Raw genomic sequence first — 17,434 nt, 5'->3', positions numbered from 1 at the left:
AGGCGGCACCTATGGGTGCCCATCACGAAAGGGGAAGTATTTTGAAACCGGTAAGAGTAGGCATTTGTGGGTTAGGTACGGTCGGTGGCGGTACATTTAACGTCTTAACACGTAACGCTGATGACATTAGCCGTCGTGCTGGCCGCCCGATTGTGATTGAGCAGGTTGCCCACCGCAGTATTCACCCTGACTGCGATATTACCGGCATTAATGCGACCTCTGACGTGTTTGAGGTGGCTAATAACCCTAACGTGGATGTGCTGGTAGAGCTGATTGGTGGCTACGATCTCGCCCGCGAGCTGGTGCTAACGGCGATTGAAAACGGCAAGCACGTTGTGACTGCCAACAAGGCCTTGATTGCTGTTCACGGTAATGAAATTTTCCGCGCCGCGCACAAAAAAGGCGTCATTGTTGCCTTTGAGGCGGCTGTGGCGGGCGGTATTCCGGTCATCAAATCGCTACGCGAAGGCCTTGGTGCTAACCGTATCGAGTGGGTGGCGGGCATCATAAACGGCACCGGCAACTACATTCTCACCCATATGCGTGATGAAGGTCGCGCGTTTGAAGACGTGTTGGCCGAAGCTCAAGCGCTAGGTTACGCGGAGTCTGACCCCACTTTCGACGTGGAAGGTATCGACGCTGCCCATAAATTGACCATACTGGCGTCAATTGCCTATGGCGTGCCGCTGCAGTTTGATAAAGCCTTCACCGAAGGTATTTCTCGCATTACTGCAGAAGACGTCGAGCAGGCCGATAACCTGGGTTACGTGATTAAGCATCTGGGCATCTCTAAACGGACTGATCAAGGGCTAGAGCTCCGAGTTCACCCGACGTTGATTCCTAAAGAGCGCCTGCTGGCGAATGTGCACGGCGTTAAAAATGCGATTGCGGTGATGGGTGATGCGGTTGGTCCAACACTTTACTACGGCGCTGGCGCCGGTGCTGAGCCGACAGCGTCTGCCGTCGTAGCCGACCTTCTGGATGTTGCCCGTGATATCGCCACGGACCACCACTACCGGGTGCCTTACCTAGCGTTTAGCGGCATCGACGATGATGCCAGTCAACTGCCGATTATGCCGATGGAAGATATTACCACCGCGTATTATCTGCGTCTGTTGGCGGTGGATCGCCCGGGTGTGTTGGCGCGTGTTGCCACCATTCTGGCCGAGCAGGGCATCTCTATTGAAGCGCTGATCCAGAAAGAGGCTACTGAAGGGGAGTTGGTGCCGATCATTTTGCTGACGCATCGCACAAAAGAGAAACAGATGAACGATGCTATCCGTGAAATCGAGTCCATGGCGGATATTGCTGGGCCGGTTACCCGTATTCGCGTTGAAAGTCTGAGCGAAGGGGAATAACTCATGCGTTATATCAGCACGCGTGGCCAAGCGCCCGCGCTCTCCTTTGAAGAGGTCGTGTTAACTGGAATGGCCAGCGACGGCGGACTTTATGTGCCGGAAACGCTGCCCGAGTTTTCTAAGCAAGAGCTGGCCAGCATGGCTGGCCTTTCCTACGCCGAGATTGCTTTTCGGGTCATGAAGCCGTTTGTAAATGGTGAAATTGACGACGAGACCTTCCGTCGCTTGGTGACAGAAGCTTACGCCACGTTCAATCATGACGCTGTTGTGCCGTTAAAGCAGTTGGATGCCAATCACTTTCTGCTAGAGCAGTTCCACGGCCCAACGCTGGCGTTTAAAGATGTCGCGCTGCAGCTGCTAGGGCGGCTGCTGGATCATTTCCTGAAAAAGCGTGGTGAACGTGCCGTCATTATGGGCGCGACCTCTGGGGATACCGGCTCCGCGGCCATTGAAGGCTGTCGCCACTGCGATAACCTCGATATTTTTATTCTCCACCCGCATAACCGCGTGTCTGAAGTACAGCGCCGCCAGATGACGTCGGTGCTAGCCAACAACGTCTTCAATATTGCTATCGAAGGCAATTTTGATGATGCCCAGGCAATGGTGAAGGCGAGCTTTGCTAATCAGGATTTCCTGAATGGCACGCGCTTAGTGGCGGTGAACTCGATCAACTGGGCGCGCATCATGGCGCAGATCGTTTACTACATCGCCGCTGGTGTTGCATTGGGCGCGCCTCAGCGAGAAGTGAGCTTCTGCGTTCCGTCGGCTAACTTCGGTAACGTCTTCGCAGGCTACATGGCGTTTAAGATGGGGCTGCCGGTGAAGCAGTTCATTATTGCCACTAATGCCAACGACATTCTGCATCGCACGCTTGCCGCCAATGATTTCTCCAAGAAAGAGTTGGCAGCGACCCTTGCGCCGTCAATGGACATCGTTGTTTCGTCAAACTTTGAGCGTTTGCTGTTTGATGCTTACGACCGCGATGGTGCCGCTGTGGCAGCGCTACTAGAACGCTTCCAGCAAGAGCCTACGGCGCTTGCCGATGCACCTCTGGCCAAGCTGCGCGAAAAATTCGCTAGCCATAGCGTTGATGATGCGACCATTCTGGAAGTCATTCGTGAAGCTCATCACCGTACTGGGGAGATCCTTGACCCCCATACGGCCACTGGCTATCGCGCTGCAGAGCGCGCACGCGTGGATACCACGACGCCGGTGATTACACTGGCTACCGCGCATCCGGCAAAATTCGCTGAAGCCGTGGTTAAGGCAGGCTTCCAGGGTGTGCCGTTACCCACTCATATGGATGATTTGCTTGAGCGCGAAGAGCGTTACACGGTGCTGCCTGCTGAGCTGAGTGCCGTGCAGCAGTTTGTCGCTGACAATCGGCGCTGAGGCGTCATGGCCGACGAACCAGCACTCACCCAGCAGAACGCCAATCAGCCACGCTTAGAGCCTCGTCAACTGGACGAGGCTATCTATGTGCGTGCCCAAGCGGAAGGCTTAAGCGAGCTACAAGCACGGCTATTGGCCTCACGATTGCCGGGCTATAAGGGCGAGCTCGCACCACTGGTGGCGCCGAGCTTGCGCTACTTGGTGCATCCAGAAAAGCTAGCCGATGGCCGCCGTGCCGCTGAACGTATTGCCCAGGCAGTGGCAGAAGGGGAATCCATCGGCATTCTCACCGACTACGATGTGGACGGCATCACCTCCCATGTGGTGATTCGGCGTACGTTGGTGGAGCTGTTTGGCGTATCTGAACACAAGTTACATAGTTTGATTGGCCACCGTATCCACGATGGCTATGGCATTAGCCTGCCGCTGGTGGAACGCACACTTGGTTTAAAACCGCTGCCCTCGCTGGTGATTACCGCCGACTGCGGCAGCTCAGATGAGCCGCGAATTGCACGCTTGAAAGCCGTTGGTATTGATGTGGTGGTCAGCGACCACCACGCGCTGCCGTTGGAAGGCCCACCGCCTTCTGCCTATGCCTGTGTTAACCCGACACGCAGTGATTGTGACTATCCCGATAAAACGATCGCCGGTTGCATGGTGGCATGGCTTTTGATGTCACTTGCCCGTGGCGTATTGATTGAATGGGGGGCATTGCCTGATGCAACGCCTAAGCTCTCACCGTGGCTTTCTTACGTCGCGCTGGGCACCGTAGCGGACTGTGTTTCGCTGGGCGGTAGTCCGGCCAACCGCGCAGTGGTTAACTACGGATTAACGCTGATCAACCGTATGGACGCTGCCTGTTGGCGCGCCATGGCGGCGCGGCTTGGGGCAGATAGTGTGCCGTTTAACGCTGAAACGCTGGCGTTCCAAATGGGGCCACGAATTAACGCTCGCTCACGGCTGGATGACCCCTATGCGGCGTTACACTTTATGCTCGCGGAAAGCGATAGTGTCGCCAATCGTCAGCTAGAAGTGCTTGATCAAGACAATCAGTCCCGCAAGGCGATTGAAGCGGACATGGCCGAAGAAGCGCGGGCGCTTGCCGTTTCGTCGCTGGAGGCTAATGAGCCTGCAGTGGTGGTACTGCTGGAAGATGGCCACCCTGGTGTGCAAGGTATTGTCGCTTCGCGGTTAGTGCAGGCCTATGGCCGCCCCGCGTTGGTGCTGACCCACGCGGCGGCGCCCAATATGTTGACCGGTTCTGGTCGCTCGATTGATGGCCTGCACCTACGGAATGCGCTGCAACGCACCTTTGAGCTAGCCCCTGAGTCGCTACCGCGCTTTGGTGGCCACAGTGGGGCGGCGGGTGTCGGCGTACCAAGAGAGCAGTTAGCGGCCTTTAAAGCCGCATTTCTACAGGCCGTTGGTGAGCAGTTGGGCGATACACCGCTTTACCCGCGGCTATGGACAGATGGCGAGCTCTCTACGTCGCAGCTATCTCTGTTAACGCTAAGCGAAGTTGAAGCGCTTGGCCCTTACGGGCGTGAGTTTGACCCGCCACTATTTGAAGGGCGCTTTATTGTTGAAGCACTACGCCCAGTCGGTGCTGAAGGTTCTCACCTGATGATGGAACTTTCCATGGGCGCGGTGACCAGCAAAGCGATTTGGTTCCGGGCGTTAACGCCAGGGGAGCTCCCCTCATTTAGCGTGGGCGACACGCTGCACTGCGCCTATAAGCTCAATCGCAACCGCTGGCGAGGTCGAGAGTCATTGCAGTTGATGGTAGAACACGCCAGCCCTGTCTAATCCTCTTTGCTATTCGCGGATTTTAGTCAGTGGACAACATCGTTTGATGGTTGAATAAGACAGGAAACTTGGTATGTCAGACTCGCTTAGTGGTAGCCATGTGGCTGCCAGACCGTCACGTATCCTGTTTTTCCCGCTGGGGTGGGTGCTTGCGCATACAGTGCGTTGCATCGAGATAGCCAACGTGCTGCGCCAACGTGGGCACGAGGTGATTTTCGCGGGTGATGATCCTAACCATCCCAGCTCTCGCTTGAGCCTTGTTCAGGAAGCAGGGTTCCCTCTTATCTATGCTCGGGAGCCGAATCTTCCCGATATATGGATACGCTTTCAACGCCTTGGCTGGAAAGCCTCCTTTTGGGATATGGTGCACCTACGCTATTGGGCGCCTCTGACCAAGATTATCGAGTCCCAATTGCAGGCTATCGAACAGGTCAAACCTGATTTAGTGGTGGGGGATGCCACGGTAAGTGCCAGTACTGCTGCGTACATTGCCGGCGTCCCGTGTGCTGGCATAATGAATGGCTATGCCGCGAGACTGTTAACGCCGCCAACACCGACCTACTACGCTGCTAAAGGCTTAGACCGCTATTTACTGTCTGGTATTCGGCGGCGACTTTACCAGAAGTATCAGCGGCCAGACCGAAATGCCTTTGACATGCTCTATCACATGCCAATGATTTCGCCTGATTTGCCAGGGCTCTACAGCTTGCCTAAACGGTTTCGCGATTATCATATGGTAGGGCCGATCTCCCCAGATCTAACGGCCCCATTACCTGACTGGTTTGATGAACTCCAAGATGGCACGCCCAATATTTATATCACCATGGGCTCAACCGGGTTGTTAGAGCACTTCCTGCGCAGCACGTATCCCACCTTGGGAGCGCTGCCTTACCGTTTTATGGTGACCACCGGTGGTCAGGTAAGCGAAGAGGTGATGAACGCTGCCCCGAGTAATTTCCGTTTTACGCGCTATGCGCCTGGCTCGCAGCTCTTGGCTCATGCTCGAGCAATGCTATATCACGGTGGCAATGGCAGTATGTATCAGTCTTTAGCGGCGGGTGTGCCAATGCTGGCGCTGCCTGCCCACTATGAGCAGCGTCTCAATGCTCAAATTGGCGTGCGCCAAAAATTCGGCTTGCAGATGTCAGTGCGTAGAATTAATCCCAATAAATTGGTGCGACAGCTAGAGCGACTAATGCATGAGCCAGTATTTCGTCAATCTGCCCAGCGTTTTTCAAGCGCCGTGCAAAAAGCAAACGGGGCAGCCAATGCTGCCGATATATTAGAGAGGGCTCTGGGGCGTTGATGAAATCAGAGCTATTGAGCGCCAGAACGACGTTTTCCCTGCCCGGTGATTCTCTGTTAGGCCACTGACGTTGCAGAATCTCTTGGAATAAGTGCTTGAATACTTTTACAAAAGGATAGACTCATGCGGGACGATCTGCCTACAGATCCGCATAAATACTATGAAGATATGATGGCCATGGTACTCGGCACGCTGTTTGTTGCTTTAGGGGTGGCATTTTATACCCACTCGGTATTAATCACTGGCAGCACCGCTGGGCTGGCATTACTGCTGAATTACGTGACTGGGTGGGGATTTGGCTTCTGGTTTTTTGCCATCAATGTACCCTTTTACTATTTGGCCATTAAGCGCATGGGGTGGAGTTTTACGCTGCGCACGTTTGCTGCTATCGGTCTCGTGTCGTTGTTCTCTGAACTCACCCAAGGTTGGGTACAGTTCGCCAATGTTCCGTCGCTGTACGCTGCGTTGATGGGGGGCGCTTTAATGGGCATAGGTATGTTGATGTTGTTCCGGCATCGAACCAGCCTTGGGGGAATTAATATTCTCGCGCTCTATCTGCAAGAAAAGCACGGCCTGCGGGCAGGCTATGTGCAGTTGGGTATCGATGGGCTAATTTTGCTGGTGGCACTGACCCAGCTACCGCTAGACCGCGTGGGTTACTCCGTGTTGGGGGCACTGACGCTGAATTTGATTATTGCCTTGAATCACAAACCAGGGCGGTATATCGGTGTTAGTTAAATAGAACTAACGAGACAGGTCGCTAGAGATTTCTTATCAAGCAGGGTAACTAACCGTCGATGCGCCAAGCCGGCTGTTCCTGTTAAGGTAGACGTCGTTAAATTTAGTTAAAAAGTATGTCCCGCGAATAAGAGTCGGCTTCCAAACATATAAATAGTAGGGCAGGGGACAATGCACCACGATAGTGTTTTATGCAAAGCGGTAACAACACAAAGTGCGAATGATCATCTGGGGCTTTCTGAGGCATTGAACCGGGCTAAGGGGTTGGAACCTCCGGTCAAGGTAACGCCTGTTTCAGCCAGTAAAGGCATCGTGCATCGCTTGCGTTTAGCGCAGCACAATTTGCTTTCGGTCTGGCGGGAGGAAGATTACTCAATACGTACCTCGCGCATGGCGCTGATGAAGCAAGACTATGTTCTGTGTAATAGCCCCGATACGGTTCGTCGCGTTTTCCTTGAGCAGCACGACAACTATGATCGTAAAAGTCCGCAAATGCGCCGTGCGCTGGAACCGCTTCTTGATGATGGATTGTTTGTCAGCGATGGCGATTTGTGGCGCCAGCGCCGACGCCAGTGCGCGCCATCGCTAACCAACGCTCTGTTACCCGGTTTCTGTACCACCATGACCGCCTCGGCGGAGGAGACTGCCAAGCGATGGGCCCAGCATCCATCGGATACGCCTATTGATATGCTGACTGAGATGGCGCATTTAACCGCGCGTATCATTGGCCGAACGATTTTTGGGGATGACACCACCGACGAAGAAGCAGAGCAGGTGGTGGCTGGCTTTACCGAATATCAGCGTCATTCTGAGCATTTAGATATGGCCAATATGCTGGGATTGCCATTTTTAAGCTTGCTAGGTAATCCACTGCGACGATCGCGTACGCGCTATTCAGCAAAACAAGTGCATGAAATTATTGACCGTATTATTGATCGTCATACGCACAGATCAGGGCAAGGACAGCATAGCCTGATTGAGAGCTTTATGACGTCTATGAAAGATGGCGGAGATAATGGCTGTCCGATGGGCCGAAAAGCGGTGCGTAATGAAGCGATTGTCATGTTTATGGCAGGGCATGAAACGACGGCTAACGCATTGGCGTGGTGTTGGTATCTGCTTGATTATGACCCTCAGGCTATGGCGCGCCTGCAGCATGAACTTGATGACGTGCTCGGTGGTAGAACACCCTGCTATGCAGATGTCGCTAAGCTGCCTTATACAATGGCGGTATTTGAGGAAGCCATGCGGCTATATCCACCGGTACCCATGCTGAGCCGACAAGCGCGTGGGGAGGATAAGGTGCGCAATCGCGATGTGCGCGAGGGAACCGTTTTGCTCGTATCCCCTTGGCTGCTGCACCGGCACCGTAAATTGTGGGAAGCGCCCGATCATTTTGTACCTGAGCGTTTTCTTCCAGAGGCTCCACGTCCAGACAAATTTGCTTATCTACCCTTTAGCGTGGGGCCACGTGTTTGTCTCGGCAAGCGCTTTGGGCTTTATGAAGGTGTTCTCTGCTTGGCAACATTGGCACAACATTTCACGCCTAAACTAGTGAAAGGCCACCAAGTGAGCATTGAATGTCGACTGACATTACGCCCACAAGGCGGCCTACCAATGATGCTACAGCCACGTTGAAATTACTTATCAGGCGCTAAGCCAAAACCACCATACGATAGCGGCGATAAGACCGATTCCTGCCAGGTTGATCAATAGGCTCATGAGGCCTCCTGTTGGGCGGGTTTCCAAAGCCGTAAGCGGTTGGCGTTGCTCACCACGGTGATTGACGATAGCGACATGGCCGCACCGGCAATGATGGGTGACAGCAGCATGCCGGTGAAGGGGTAAAGCACGCCCGCAGCAATCGGGATGCACAGTACGTTATAGCCAAAGGCTCCGACTAGGTTTTGTTTGATGTTGGTGAGCGTCGCCCGGCTTAACTCGATAGCAGTAGCCACACCATGCAGCGAACCGCGCATCAAGGTAATCCCGGCGCTCTCCATAGCGATGTCGGTGCCCTGGCCGATGGCAAAGCCAACGTTGGCACGAGCCAGTGCTGGGGCATCGTTGATGCCATCCCCCACCATGCCTACGACCTCTCCTGCCTGCTGGCGACGCTCAATTTCTGCGTGTTTATCATCTGGCGTCATGCCTGCTCTAAACTCGCTAATGCCCACTTCCCTTGCCACGGCGGCCGCGGTGTGTTGATTATCTCCAGTAAGCATGACGACGGTTAAGCCATCTTCTTGTAAGCGTTTCACTGCGGCAGCCGCGTCAGCACGCAGCGGGTCACTGATGCCGAATAGAGCGGCTAGCTTGCCATTGGCTGCCAGGTATACCAATGAGCGTGCTTTCGCCTCTAGCTGGCGTACGCTCTCTTCGGCAGGGGTTAGGTCCACGCCAGCCTCTTCAAGTAGGCGAGCATTGCCCAGCAGCAGTGAGTCGCCTGCTTGGGTGCTACCTTTCACACCGCCACCGGTGACGCTATCAAACGTATCCAGTGTTTCAGCAGGGGCATTATGCGCTTCTGCATAAGCTGTTAAGGCATTAGCTAACGGATGCTCCGAACGGCTTTCCAAAGCGGCTACCCAAGCGAGCACTTGCGAGGCATCACTATGTAGCACAGTCGCATCGGTCACTTGAGGCTTGCCCTCAGTCAATGTACCGGTTTTGTCCACCACTAAGGTGGTGATTTGGCTGGCGGTCTGTAGCGCTTCACCACTTCTTACCAATACACCGTGCTCGGCGGCTTTACCCACCCCAATCATGGTGGAAATCGGTGTTGCCAGCCCTAATGCGCAGGGACAGGCGATAATCAGCACCGTGGTGGCAGTCACCAGCATATGGATCATCACGGGAGCGGGGCCGATGTTAAACCAGATTAGCGCGGTTAGTACGGCGATGATCATCACGCTGGGAACAAAAATTCCCGATACCTTATCGGCCAATTCGCCAATTGGCGGACGGGAGTTTTGTGCGCTGGCGACCTGTTCGGTTATACGACCCAAACGGGTGTCGCTGCCCACACGAGTGGCGCGATAGACCAAGCTGCCATTGCCGTTAACAGTCCCTGCGCTGACATCGTCATCCGCGTTTTTATGAACGGGTAGCGGTTCACCGGTCAGCATGGATTCATCAATATAGCTTTGACCATCGAGTACGATGCCATCCACTGGCAGTCGTTCGCCGGGTCGTACGCGGATATGATCGTCTATCGCTACGTCGTCAACAGGCAACTCCTGTTCTTGGCCATTACGGATCACGCGGGCTGTTTTCTCCTGCAGGTCTAGCAAGCGTTTTAATACACTGCTGGTGCGTCCACGGGCACGTAACTCCATGGCATTGCCGAGCAGGATGAGCCCCACCACCATGGCCGATGCTTCAAAGTAGATGCCTTGAGCGACCTCGGGTAGCCAAGGAGCAAACGCCACGACCATCATCGAATACAGCCAGGCGGTACCTGTGCCCATGGCCACGAGCGTATCCATATTGGCCTGGTGGAGCTTGAACTGTTTCCAAGCGTTGGTAAAAAAGTGCCGCCCTGGAAATGCCAAAATAGCCAGGGTAAGCAGGCCAATGACCAGCCAATAAAGACGGCCCATCCCCATGGGGTGCGGGTGGTAAACAAACATGCTCAGCATGAGCGGAATAGCCAGCGCTAATGACAGCATGCTGCCGCGCAGGCGTTGGCGATAGGTTGCTGCTTCTTGAGACTCACGAATGCGTTCGGCCTCGCGCATGTCGACAATGGGCTCGGCGCTATAGCCTGCTGCCGCCACAGCGTTAATCAGAGCCTCGCGCTCAACCTTGCCGGTTACTTGGGCGGTATGGGTGCCAAAGTTCACCGAGGCATCGGTAACGCCCGGGGTGTTGGCCAACGCTTTTTCGACGCTATTCACACAGCCTGCGCAGGTCATGCCACTAATCAACAGCCTCTGCTGAGGCGCGCTGGTGAGCGTCTCATTTTCAGCCGCCTGTTTGTCGTTACCTTTATCGACCGTTGGCGCAGGATCACTTTCTGTCGGTGGTTGAGTCTCGCCGCTAGGGGCACTCGGCGGATAACCCGCTTCACTTAACGTGCTATCCAGCGCATCGTTTTCTAACGTACTGGTAACTTCCAAGCGTTTTTCTGCGGGAAAGCCTTCTACGTAGGCGTTAGGATCAACGGCTTGAACCGCCTCGCGCATGCGCTTAACGCAGCCCTGGCAGGTCATGCCCGGCACGCTGCGACTCAGTGTTTGTGGCTGCAGGGTGTGTGACTGCATGGTGCCTCCTCGGGAAAACTCTCAATTAAACGACATAGGCTATGACCGTCTGGTATGCCATTGGGCATGTGCTGCCAGCTCTCTAGTGCCTGTTCCATGCGTTGGGCGAGCGCTTCAAGCTCGGCAATGCGTGCGCGGATTTGCGGTAGCCGGTGGGTGAGCAGATCGCGCACCAATGGACATGGGGAGTCGCCTTGATCGGCCTGAGTCAGGATGTCGCGAATCTCAGCCACGCTAAAGCCGAGCTTGCGTGCTCGTTGAATAAAGTGCAGTCGCTCTAAGTCAGTGGTTGAAAATAACTGGTAGCCGTTCTCAGGGTGGCGTGTTGGTACCAGCAACCCCTCACGGGTGTAATGACGAACTGTTTCTGCGGTAACGCTACCGCGTTTGGCAAGTTCGCTGACCTTCATCGTTCCAGGCTGCATAACGCCCTCTGCGTGGAAGTTGTGATGTTTTTTAGTGTAAAACCTATGGGTAACACATAGGTCAAGCGATATTGGTGCCTTGAGTCAAAATGACTAAAACACTGATTTAAAACAACCGTTCGACTAATGTATAAGCCAAAACCGAAATAAAACGCTCGTTTGCCCTTGATCCCAAGCGGTCATTGGGCGAAAACTGGGGGTGTCAGAACAAAGAAGGTGGATGGGAGTATCCATCGGATCATTGGGAAGAGAGGCCCACTATGCATAATAAATTTAAAAAGCTCACCTTGGCGGCCGCAGTAGCATCAGTCGCTTTTGCCAGTCAGGCGCAAGCAGGTGGTTATCAAATCAATGAGCAGAGCGTCAGCGGACAGGGGTATGGCCATGCAGGACGTAGCTCAAATGTGCATGATGCAACTATTGTGTACGGCAACCCAGCGGGTATGTCGTTTCTTGACCGTGCCCAAATTACAGTAGGTGGCACGTTCCTAAACGTGAATAGCGACATTTCTAATGTCCGTGCCTCGCAGAGTAGCCCCGCTTTCCTGCAGGCGACAGGAGGCGCGACAGATACGTTGCCAGTGGCAGGCTCTAACGATGGCGATATGGTGCCAGGCACATTAGTTCCCTTCGCCTTTTATGCACACCCTGTTAACGAGCAGCTGGCATTCGGTTTTGGCGTCTACGCGCCATTTGGTTCTCAAACCGAATACGAAAATGACTTTCAGGGGCGTAACCAGGGCAATTACACCGAAGTAAAAGTGATGACGGCTCAGCCAACGGTCTCTTATCGCTTCAACGAACAGTGGTCTGTTGGTGCTGGCCTTACCTATAACCGCGTAGAAGGCGAGCTTCGCCGTCAGGTGCCAGTGGCAACACCGATGGGTCTTTCTGAAGTGGATTCACGTGTAGAAGGTGATGATGAGGCCTGGGGCTATAACTTGGGTATCATTTATCAGCCAGCACCTGAAACTACCCTTGGTTTAACGTACCGCTCAAAAGTAGATTTCAATCTAGAAGGCAGCTTTGCGGCGAACTCACCTGTGTTGGATCAGCTAGGGGTTGGTACAGTAACAGATACGGCAGCGTTGGATTTAACAACGCCTGAAACAGTCAACTTCTCGCTGACTCAGCAAATGAGCGACAAGCTGAAGCTGATGTTCGGTGTTTCCTGGGCACGCTGGAGTCGCTTTGACCAGATCTTGGTCACCGGTACTGAGCGTGGTGAGATTACCAACGAACAGCAGAACTACTCTAATGCGTGGGCGTTCTCTACGGGTGGCGAGTATCAGTTAACACCTACACTGGCGCTACGTGCCGGGGTCGCACTGGACTTTACACCCACTCAAGATGCCACGCGCAGTGTACGTATTCCCTCTGACGACCGCCGAATTTTCTCAATTGGTGCAGGCTGGAGCCCCACGCCTGATTTAACCTTGGACGTTGCCTACTCGTACCTTACCGAGCGCAGCACCCAGGTTGATCAAACCAAAACCGACAGCTTCACCGTGGCAGGGCAGCAAACACCGCCGATTACCTCTAACTACTCAGCAGACTACAAAAACGAAGCCCATGGCTTCGGTGCTCAGCTTACCTATCGTTTCTGATCATAAGCTGACTGTTTGAGTCGTTTTACCTATAAACCCGGCGTAAGCCGGGTTTTTTTGCATGGCGATCCTTTTTCAGGGTGGGTGCGGTAAGCGTTGGCTTTCGTTACAATGCGTCTCAGAATTTCGCCGCTGGGGCGGCTAGCGTTGGCATTTGTAAGCCTAGGCGCTTAGCTGCCCCAGCGGCGCCTGTCTCTTTTGAACCGTGCGATACTGACCAAGGCTAGGCGATCCATGTTGGAAACTAACCCGATTCATAACCAGATTAAGGACCTGTCTGAGCGGACAGACGTTCTTAGGGGGTATCTTTGACTATGCCGAACGCAAAGATCGGCTAGAAGAAGTCTCCCGCGAACTTGAAGACCCTAATGTCTGGAATGATCCAGACTATGCCCAGAAACTGGGTAAAGAGCGCTCATCGCTTGAAGCGATTGTCGCCACCATCGATGAGCTTGATCAGGGCTTGGCTGACAGCCGCGACCTGCTTGAACTTGCTGAGATGGAAGAGGATGAAGGCACCGTTGATGAGGTGCGCAAAGAGCTCGATGGTCTGCAAGTGGCACTGGAGAAACTCGAGTTTCGTCGCATGTTTTCCGGTGAAATGGATGAGAACAACGCCTATCTGGATATTCAGTCGGGGTCGGGCGGTACCGAAGCTCAGGACTGGGCGAATATCCTGCTGCGTATGTACTTACGCTGGGCAGAGAGCCACGGTTTCAAAGCAGAGATTATCGAAATTTCTGCTGGCGAAGTAGCAGGCATTAAATCGGCGTCGCTGCATATTCAAGGGGACTATGCCTTCGGATGGTTGCGCACCGAAACAGGTGTTCACCGTTTAGTGCGTAAAAGCCCGTTTGATTCTGGCGGCCGTCGTCACACGTCGTTTGCATCGGTATTTTTGTCGCCGGAAATTGACGACAGCTTTGAGGTTGAAATTAATCCCTCTGATCTGCGCGTAGACACCTACCGCTCCAGCGGTGCAGGTGGTCAGCACGTTAACACCACCGACTCAGCGGTGAGGATTACTCACGAGCCCAGCGGTATCGTGGTGGCATGTCAGAATCAGCGCAGCCAGCACGCTAACCGCGACTTCGCCATGAAGCAGTTGAAGGCCAAGTTGTGGGAACACGAAATGCAAAAGCGCAATGCGGCCAAGCAGGAAGCGGAAGACTCTAAAGCCGATATCGGCTGGGGTAGCCAAATTCGCTCATATGTACTGGACGATCAGCGCATCAAAGACCTGCGCACTGGCGTTCAGTCTAGTAACTGTGACAAAGTGCTCGACGGCGATTTAGATCAGTTTATCGTCGCTAGCCTAAAGCAGGGTTTGTAATTTTTTTAGCGTTTGAACATTGAACAGGGTGCCCGATGGCTAACCAAGACGCGTCTTCTCTCGATAACGAAAACCACCTAATCGCTGAGCGCCGTGCCAAGCTCGCGGCTCGTCGTGAGCGCGCCGCTGAGCAAGGTAAGAGCGCTTTCCCGAACGATTTTCGCCGTGACAGCCTCACGGTTGAGCTACACAACCTGCTGGGCGAAAAGGATAAAGCGGAGCTTGAAACGCTTGATCATCAAGCGTCGGTGGCTGGTCGCGTCATGCGTAAGCGTGGCCCGTTTATCGTGATTCAAGATGTGGCCGGCCAAATCCAGCTCTACGTAGATAAAAAGGGCTTGCCTGCTGATGTGCTTGAGGACATTAAAGGGTGGGATATCGGTGATATCGTTGCTGCCCGTGGCCCAGTACACAAATCGGGTAAGGGCGACCTGTACGTGATGATGGTAGAAGCGCAGCTGTTGACCAAGAGCCTGCGTCCACTGCCGGATAAGTTCCACGGCCTGACCGATCAGGAAGCGCGTTATCGCCAGCGCTACGTAGACCTGATCATGAACCCGCAGTCGCGTAAGGTATTTGAAACTCGCGCGGCGGTAATCAGCTCCATGCGCCGCTTCTTTGAAGCTCGCGGCTTTATGGAAGTTGAAACGCCGATGCTACAGCCGATCCCCGGCGGTGCGGCAGCGCGGCCATTTATTACTCACCATAATGCGCTGGATATTGATATGTATCTGCGTATTGCACCAGAGCTTTACCTCAAGCGTCTGGTGGTGGGTGGTTTCGAGAAGGTTTTTGAAATCAACCGTAATTTCCGTAACGAAGGGTTATCTACGCGACATAACCCTGAGTTCACCATGGTCGAATTCTATTGGGCCTACGCGGATTATCGTGATCTGCTCGATATGACCGAAGCCATGCTGCGCACGGCGGCCCAAGAAGTGCTGGGCACGACGACGATCGAGTACCAAGGTGCTAACTACGACTTCGGGAAGCCGTTCCAACGCCTAACACTACGCCAAGCGATTCTTGATCATGGCGACGGCATCACCGATGCGGATTTGGATACGCTGGAAGCCGCACAAGCGGTTGCAGAAAAGCTGGGCATTAAAGTGAAGGAGAGCTGGGGGCTGGGTAAAGTTCAGACCGAGATCTTCGAAGAAGTGGCCGAGCAAAAGCTGGACCAGCCGACGTTCATTACTGAATACCCCGCAGAAGTTAGCCCGCTGGCGCGTCGTAACGATGCTAATCCTTTCGTTACCGACCGTTTTGAGTTCTTTGTCGGTGGCCGAGAAATTGCCAACGGCTTCTCGGAGCTTAATGACGCCGAAGATCAGGCTGAACGTTTCCGCGAACAGGCCGCCGAAAAAGATGCCGGTGATCTGGAAGCGATGTATTTTGACGCCGACTACGTGCGCGCGTTGGAGTATGGCTTACCGCCAACGGCGGGTGAAGGAATTGGTATTGACCGTTTAGTAATGCTGTTTACCAACAGCCCCTCTATTCGGGACGTACTGCTGTTCCCAGCGATGCGCCCCGAAGCCAGCGAGTAACGCTGACAAGCTCTAGACAATAGCGTGCGGTACGAAGCAGCTGGAGTCTTTGGTGATTTTGCCAACGTCTTCACGAATACCAATGCCGCACGCCTTGTCACCGACTACCCAACTGCCGATCAGGGCATGCCGTTCGCCAAAGCGCGGCAGTGGGTGGTAGGCCTGCAGAATACGCGGGTTGTCGGTATAGGGGCCATCAACGGCTTCGTACTGGCCGCTCGTGGTTATCAGCTCAATATTGCTACCTTCCCGAGAGAAAAATGGTTTGCGCACCCAGCCGGGCGTCAGCGACGTGCCATCGCTGGTGTCAAAATACGCCGGTAACAGGTTGGGATGGCCTTCATGCCACTGCCATAGCAACGGCAGAATGCCCTTATTGCTGAGGATGGCTTTCCACGGGGGCTCGAACCAGTGAGTTTGCATCATGGGCAGTAGCTCACCGAAAGCGTCATCGCTCATTTCTTCCCAGGGGTAGAGCTTAAACAGTGCACGGATGGGCCGGTTTTCCAGATCAACAAAACAGCCGTGGTCGGTGTTGGGTTGATAGCCGATATCTTCGATATGGATAAAGGGAGCATTCAGCCCTGCCTGTAGGGCACAGTCCTGCAGGTAAGCAACGGTAGCGCGATCTTCTTCATGGGCTTTGATGGAAGCGAAGTGCAGTGCCGGAGAGGCTGAGCCGTTGCGTTCAAGGCGCTGCCCGATATGGGCGAGGGCAGCAATCATGCGTTCCTGGATCGAATTGAATTGGTCGGCGTGGGCAGGCAGCAGGCGCTGTTCGATCACCTGTTCAAGCCATAGCCACTGAAAGAAGCCCGCCTCGTAAATGCTGGTGGGGGTATCGTAGTTAAGCTCTAGCAGTTTGGCAGGCCCATTACCGCTATAGGCAAAATCCATGCGCCCATAGAGATGTGGCTGGCCATTACGCCAGGAGGCACGAATAACGCCCCACATCTGTTCAGGGATATTTAACTGGTGAAGCAGGGCATCAGACTGGCAGATCCGATCAACGGCATCCATACACATCTCGTGCAGCGCCTCGGTGGGGTCCTCGATGTCCTGTTCGATCTGGGCCAACGTGAACTGGTAATAGGCATCCTCGGTCCAGTAGGGCTCCCCTTCAATAGTATGGAAGTGAAACCCTAGCTGGTGCGCCAGTTCGCGCCATTGAGGGCGTTCAGTAATGGCAACGCGCAACATAAAACGGCTCCTTGCTGGCGCAGGTGAGTGCGTCGAAAGATAGTAAGCGAACGGAGGTTAGCTTAGGAGCCAAATCCGCCCCGTGCGCTGGAGCGCGAACCGAACCCAGAGCGTTGAGTTGCTCGTTGGTTGGACTGCATAACCGATGAGCGGAAGGCCTTGTTACGTTGGTCCACCCGTGAAGAAGCAGAGGACGACGCAGCATTCCAGTCGCCGCGATTCTGGCGGGTACGGTAGACCGGCTCTTGATACAGGCTTTGTACCCGCGCGCCATTGCGGTTGGCCATCATGTTGCCAACCATATAGCCCATCAGTGCGGGACCAAACCAACTGCCACCTTGCCCCTGTTGAGCTGATTGGGGAGGGGGCTCACAGGCACCTTCGCCATGTACCTGTTCGCAAGCTTCTAAGGAGTCAAAGCGCGGAACCGCTTCAACGGCTGCCGTAAACGCCG

13 protein-coding genes are annotated in these 17,434 nt (G+C 54.3%); 9 read left to right on the top strand and 4 right to left on the bottom strand.

Annotated elements, in window-relative coordinates:
* Positions 1-41 precede the first annotated feature (41 nt).
* The 6 genes from INT22_RS19535 to INT22_RS19510 all read left to right on the top strand — a co-directional run bounded on the left by INT22_RS19535 (position 42) and on the right by INT22_RS19510 (position 8,238).
* Positions 42-1,358 carry a homoserine dehydrogenase gene (locus INT22_RS19535; protein ID WP_089040914.1) on the top strand — a complete coding sequence of 439 codons (1,317 nt, stop codon included), beginning with the start codon at positions 42-44 and terminating at the stop codon, positions 1,356-1,358.
* A gap of 3 nt (positions 1,359-1,361) precedes the next feature.
* On the top strand, positions 1,362-2,750 hold the full coding sequence (thrC, locus tag INT22_RS19530) for a threonine synthase (protein ID WP_193059865.1): 1,389 nt from the start codon (positions 1,362-1,364) through the stop codon (positions 2,748-2,750).
* 6 nt (positions 2,751-2,756) lie between these two features.
* On the top strand, positions 2,757-4,556 hold the full coding sequence (locus INT22_RS19525) for a single-stranded-DNA-specific exonuclease RecJ (protein ID WP_193059866.1): 1,800 nt from the start codon (positions 2,757-2,759) through the stop codon (positions 4,554-4,556).
* A 73-nt stretch (positions 4,557-4,629) separates the two neighbouring features.
* The gene (locus tag INT22_RS19520) at positions 4,630-5,862 is read left to right on the top strand and encodes a glycosyltransferase (protein WP_193059867.1); all 1,233 of its coding nucleotides are present in this window, start codon (positions 4,630-4,632) and stop codon (positions 5,860-5,862) included.
* 123 nt (positions 5,863-5,985) lie between these two features.
* Entirely contained in the window at positions 5,986-6,600 is a 615-nt protein-coding gene (locus tag INT22_RS19515; RefSeq protein ID WP_193059868.1) for a YitT family protein, read from the top strand.
* 171 nt (positions 6,601-6,771) lie between these two features.
* Positions 6,772-8,238 carry a cytochrome P450 gene (locus INT22_RS19510; protein ID WP_193059869.1) on the top strand — a complete coding sequence of 489 codons (1,467 nt, stop codon included), beginning with the start codon at positions 6,772-6,774 and terminating at the stop codon, positions 8,236-8,238.
* 80 nt (positions 8,239-8,318) lie between these two features.
* On the opposite strand, the gene INT22_RS19505 is transcribed toward INT22_RS19510, so the two are convergent.
* Together INT22_RS19505 and INT22_RS19500 are read right to left on the bottom strand one after the other, a co-directional pair.
* Positions 8,319-10,865 (bottom strand): heavy metal translocating P-type ATPase, encoded by a 2,547-nt coding sequence (locus INT22_RS19505; protein WP_193059870.1) that lies wholly within the window; start codon positions 10,863-10,865, stop codon positions 8,319-8,321.
* Positions 10,832-11,275 carry a MerR family transcriptional regulator gene (locus INT22_RS19500; RefSeq protein ID WP_193059883.1) on the bottom strand — a complete coding sequence of 148 codons (444 nt, stop codon included), beginning with the start codon at positions 11,273-11,275 and terminating at the stop codon, positions 10,832-10,834. Before INT22_RS19500 ends, INT22_RS19505 begins: the two co-directional genes overlap by 34 nt.
* Before the next feature lie 275 nt (positions 11,276-11,550).
* Here INT22_RS19500 and INT22_RS19495 point away from each other — a divergent pair, with 275 nt between their 5' ends.
* The 3 genes from INT22_RS19495 to lysS all read left to right on the top strand — a co-directional run bounded on the left by INT22_RS19495 (position 11,551) and on the right by lysS (position 15,780).
* Entirely contained in the window at positions 11,551-12,897 is a 1,347-nt protein-coding gene (locus INT22_RS19495) for an OmpP1/FadL family transporter (RefSeq protein WP_193059871.1), read from the top strand.
* A 234-nt stretch (positions 12,898-13,131) separates the two neighbouring features.
* A protein-coding gene (gene prfB, locus INT22_RS19490) for a peptide chain release factor 2 (RefSeq protein ID WP_193059872.1) occupies positions 13,132-14,230 on the top strand; the annotation gives its coding sequence in 2 pieces (ribosomal slippage) (positions 13,132-13,206 and positions 13,208-14,230; 1,098 coding nt in all).
* Between the two features lie 35 nt (positions 14,231-14,265).
* Complete coding sequence (lysS, locus tag INT22_RS19485) at positions 14,266-15,780, top strand: lysine--tRNA ligase (RefSeq protein ID WP_193068769.1); 1,515 nt, start codon at positions 14,266-14,268, stop codon at positions 15,778-15,780.
* 12 nt (positions 15,781-15,792) lie between these two features.
* Here lysS and INT22_RS19480 read toward each other — a convergent pair whose 3' ends face one another.
* Complete coding sequence (locus INT22_RS19480) at positions 15,793-16,980, bottom strand: glutathionylspermidine synthase family protein (protein WP_193059874.1); 1,188 nt, start codon at positions 16,978-16,980, stop codon at positions 15,793-15,795.
* A 62-nt stretch (positions 16,981-17,042) separates the two neighbouring features.
* On the bottom strand, positions 17,043-17,434 hold a 392-nt coding region (locus INT22_RS21640; protein ID WP_226912941.1), incomplete at its 5' end, for a DUF1190 domain-containing protein.

It is taken from the genome of Halomonas sp. 3D7M (assembly GCF_014897885.1).
Taxonomy (GTDB): Bacteria; Pseudomonadota; Gammaproteobacteria; order Pseudomonadales; family Halomonadaceae; genus Vreelandella.
The sequence above is the reverse complement of the archived record's forward strand: the minus strand, read 5'-3'. Positions and strand labels throughout refer to the sequence as shown.

What these genes read in the sequence shown, in the direction of transcription:
- INT22_RS19500 (WP_193059883.1), bottom strand. Translation starts at nt 11,275, where the DNA reads ATGAAGGTCAGCGAACTTGCCAAACGCGGTAGCGTTACCGCAGAAACA.
- INT22_RS19505 (WP_193059870.1), bottom strand. Translation starts at nt 10,865, where the DNA reads ATGCAGTCACACACCCTGCAGCCACAAACACTGAGTCGCAGCGTGCCG.
- INT22_RS19520 (WP_193059867.1), top strand. Translation starts at nt 4,630, where the DNA reads ATGTCAGACTCGCTTAGTGGTAGCCATGTGGCTGCCAGACCGTCACGT.
- lysS (WP_193068769.1), top strand. Translation starts at nt 14,266, where the DNA reads ATGGCTAACCAAGACGCGTCTTCTCTCGATAACGAAAACCACCTAATC.
- INT22_RS19480 (WP_193059874.1), bottom strand. Translation starts at nt 16,980, where the DNA reads ATGTTGCGCGTTGCCATTACTGAACGCCCTCAATGGCGCGAACTGGCG.
- INT22_RS19510 (WP_193059869.1), top strand. Translation starts at nt 6,772, where the DNA reads ATGCACCACGATAGTGTTTTATGCAAAGCGGTAACAACACAAAGTGCG.
- INT22_RS19525 (WP_193059866.1), top strand. Translation starts at nt 2,757, where the DNA reads ATGGCCGACGAACCAGCACTCACCCAGCAGAACGCCAATCAGCCACGC.
- INT22_RS19515 (WP_193059868.1), top strand. Translation starts at nt 5,986, where the DNA reads ATGCGGGACGATCTGCCTACAGATCCGCATAAATACTATGAAGATATG.
- INT22_RS19495 (WP_193059871.1), top strand. Translation starts at nt 11,551, where the DNA reads ATGCATAATAAATTTAAAAAGCTCACCTTGGCGGCCGCAGTAGCATCA.
- thrC (WP_193059865.1), top strand. Translation starts at nt 1,362, where the DNA reads ATGCGTTATATCAGCACGCGTGGCCAAGCGCCCGCGCTCTCCTTTGAA.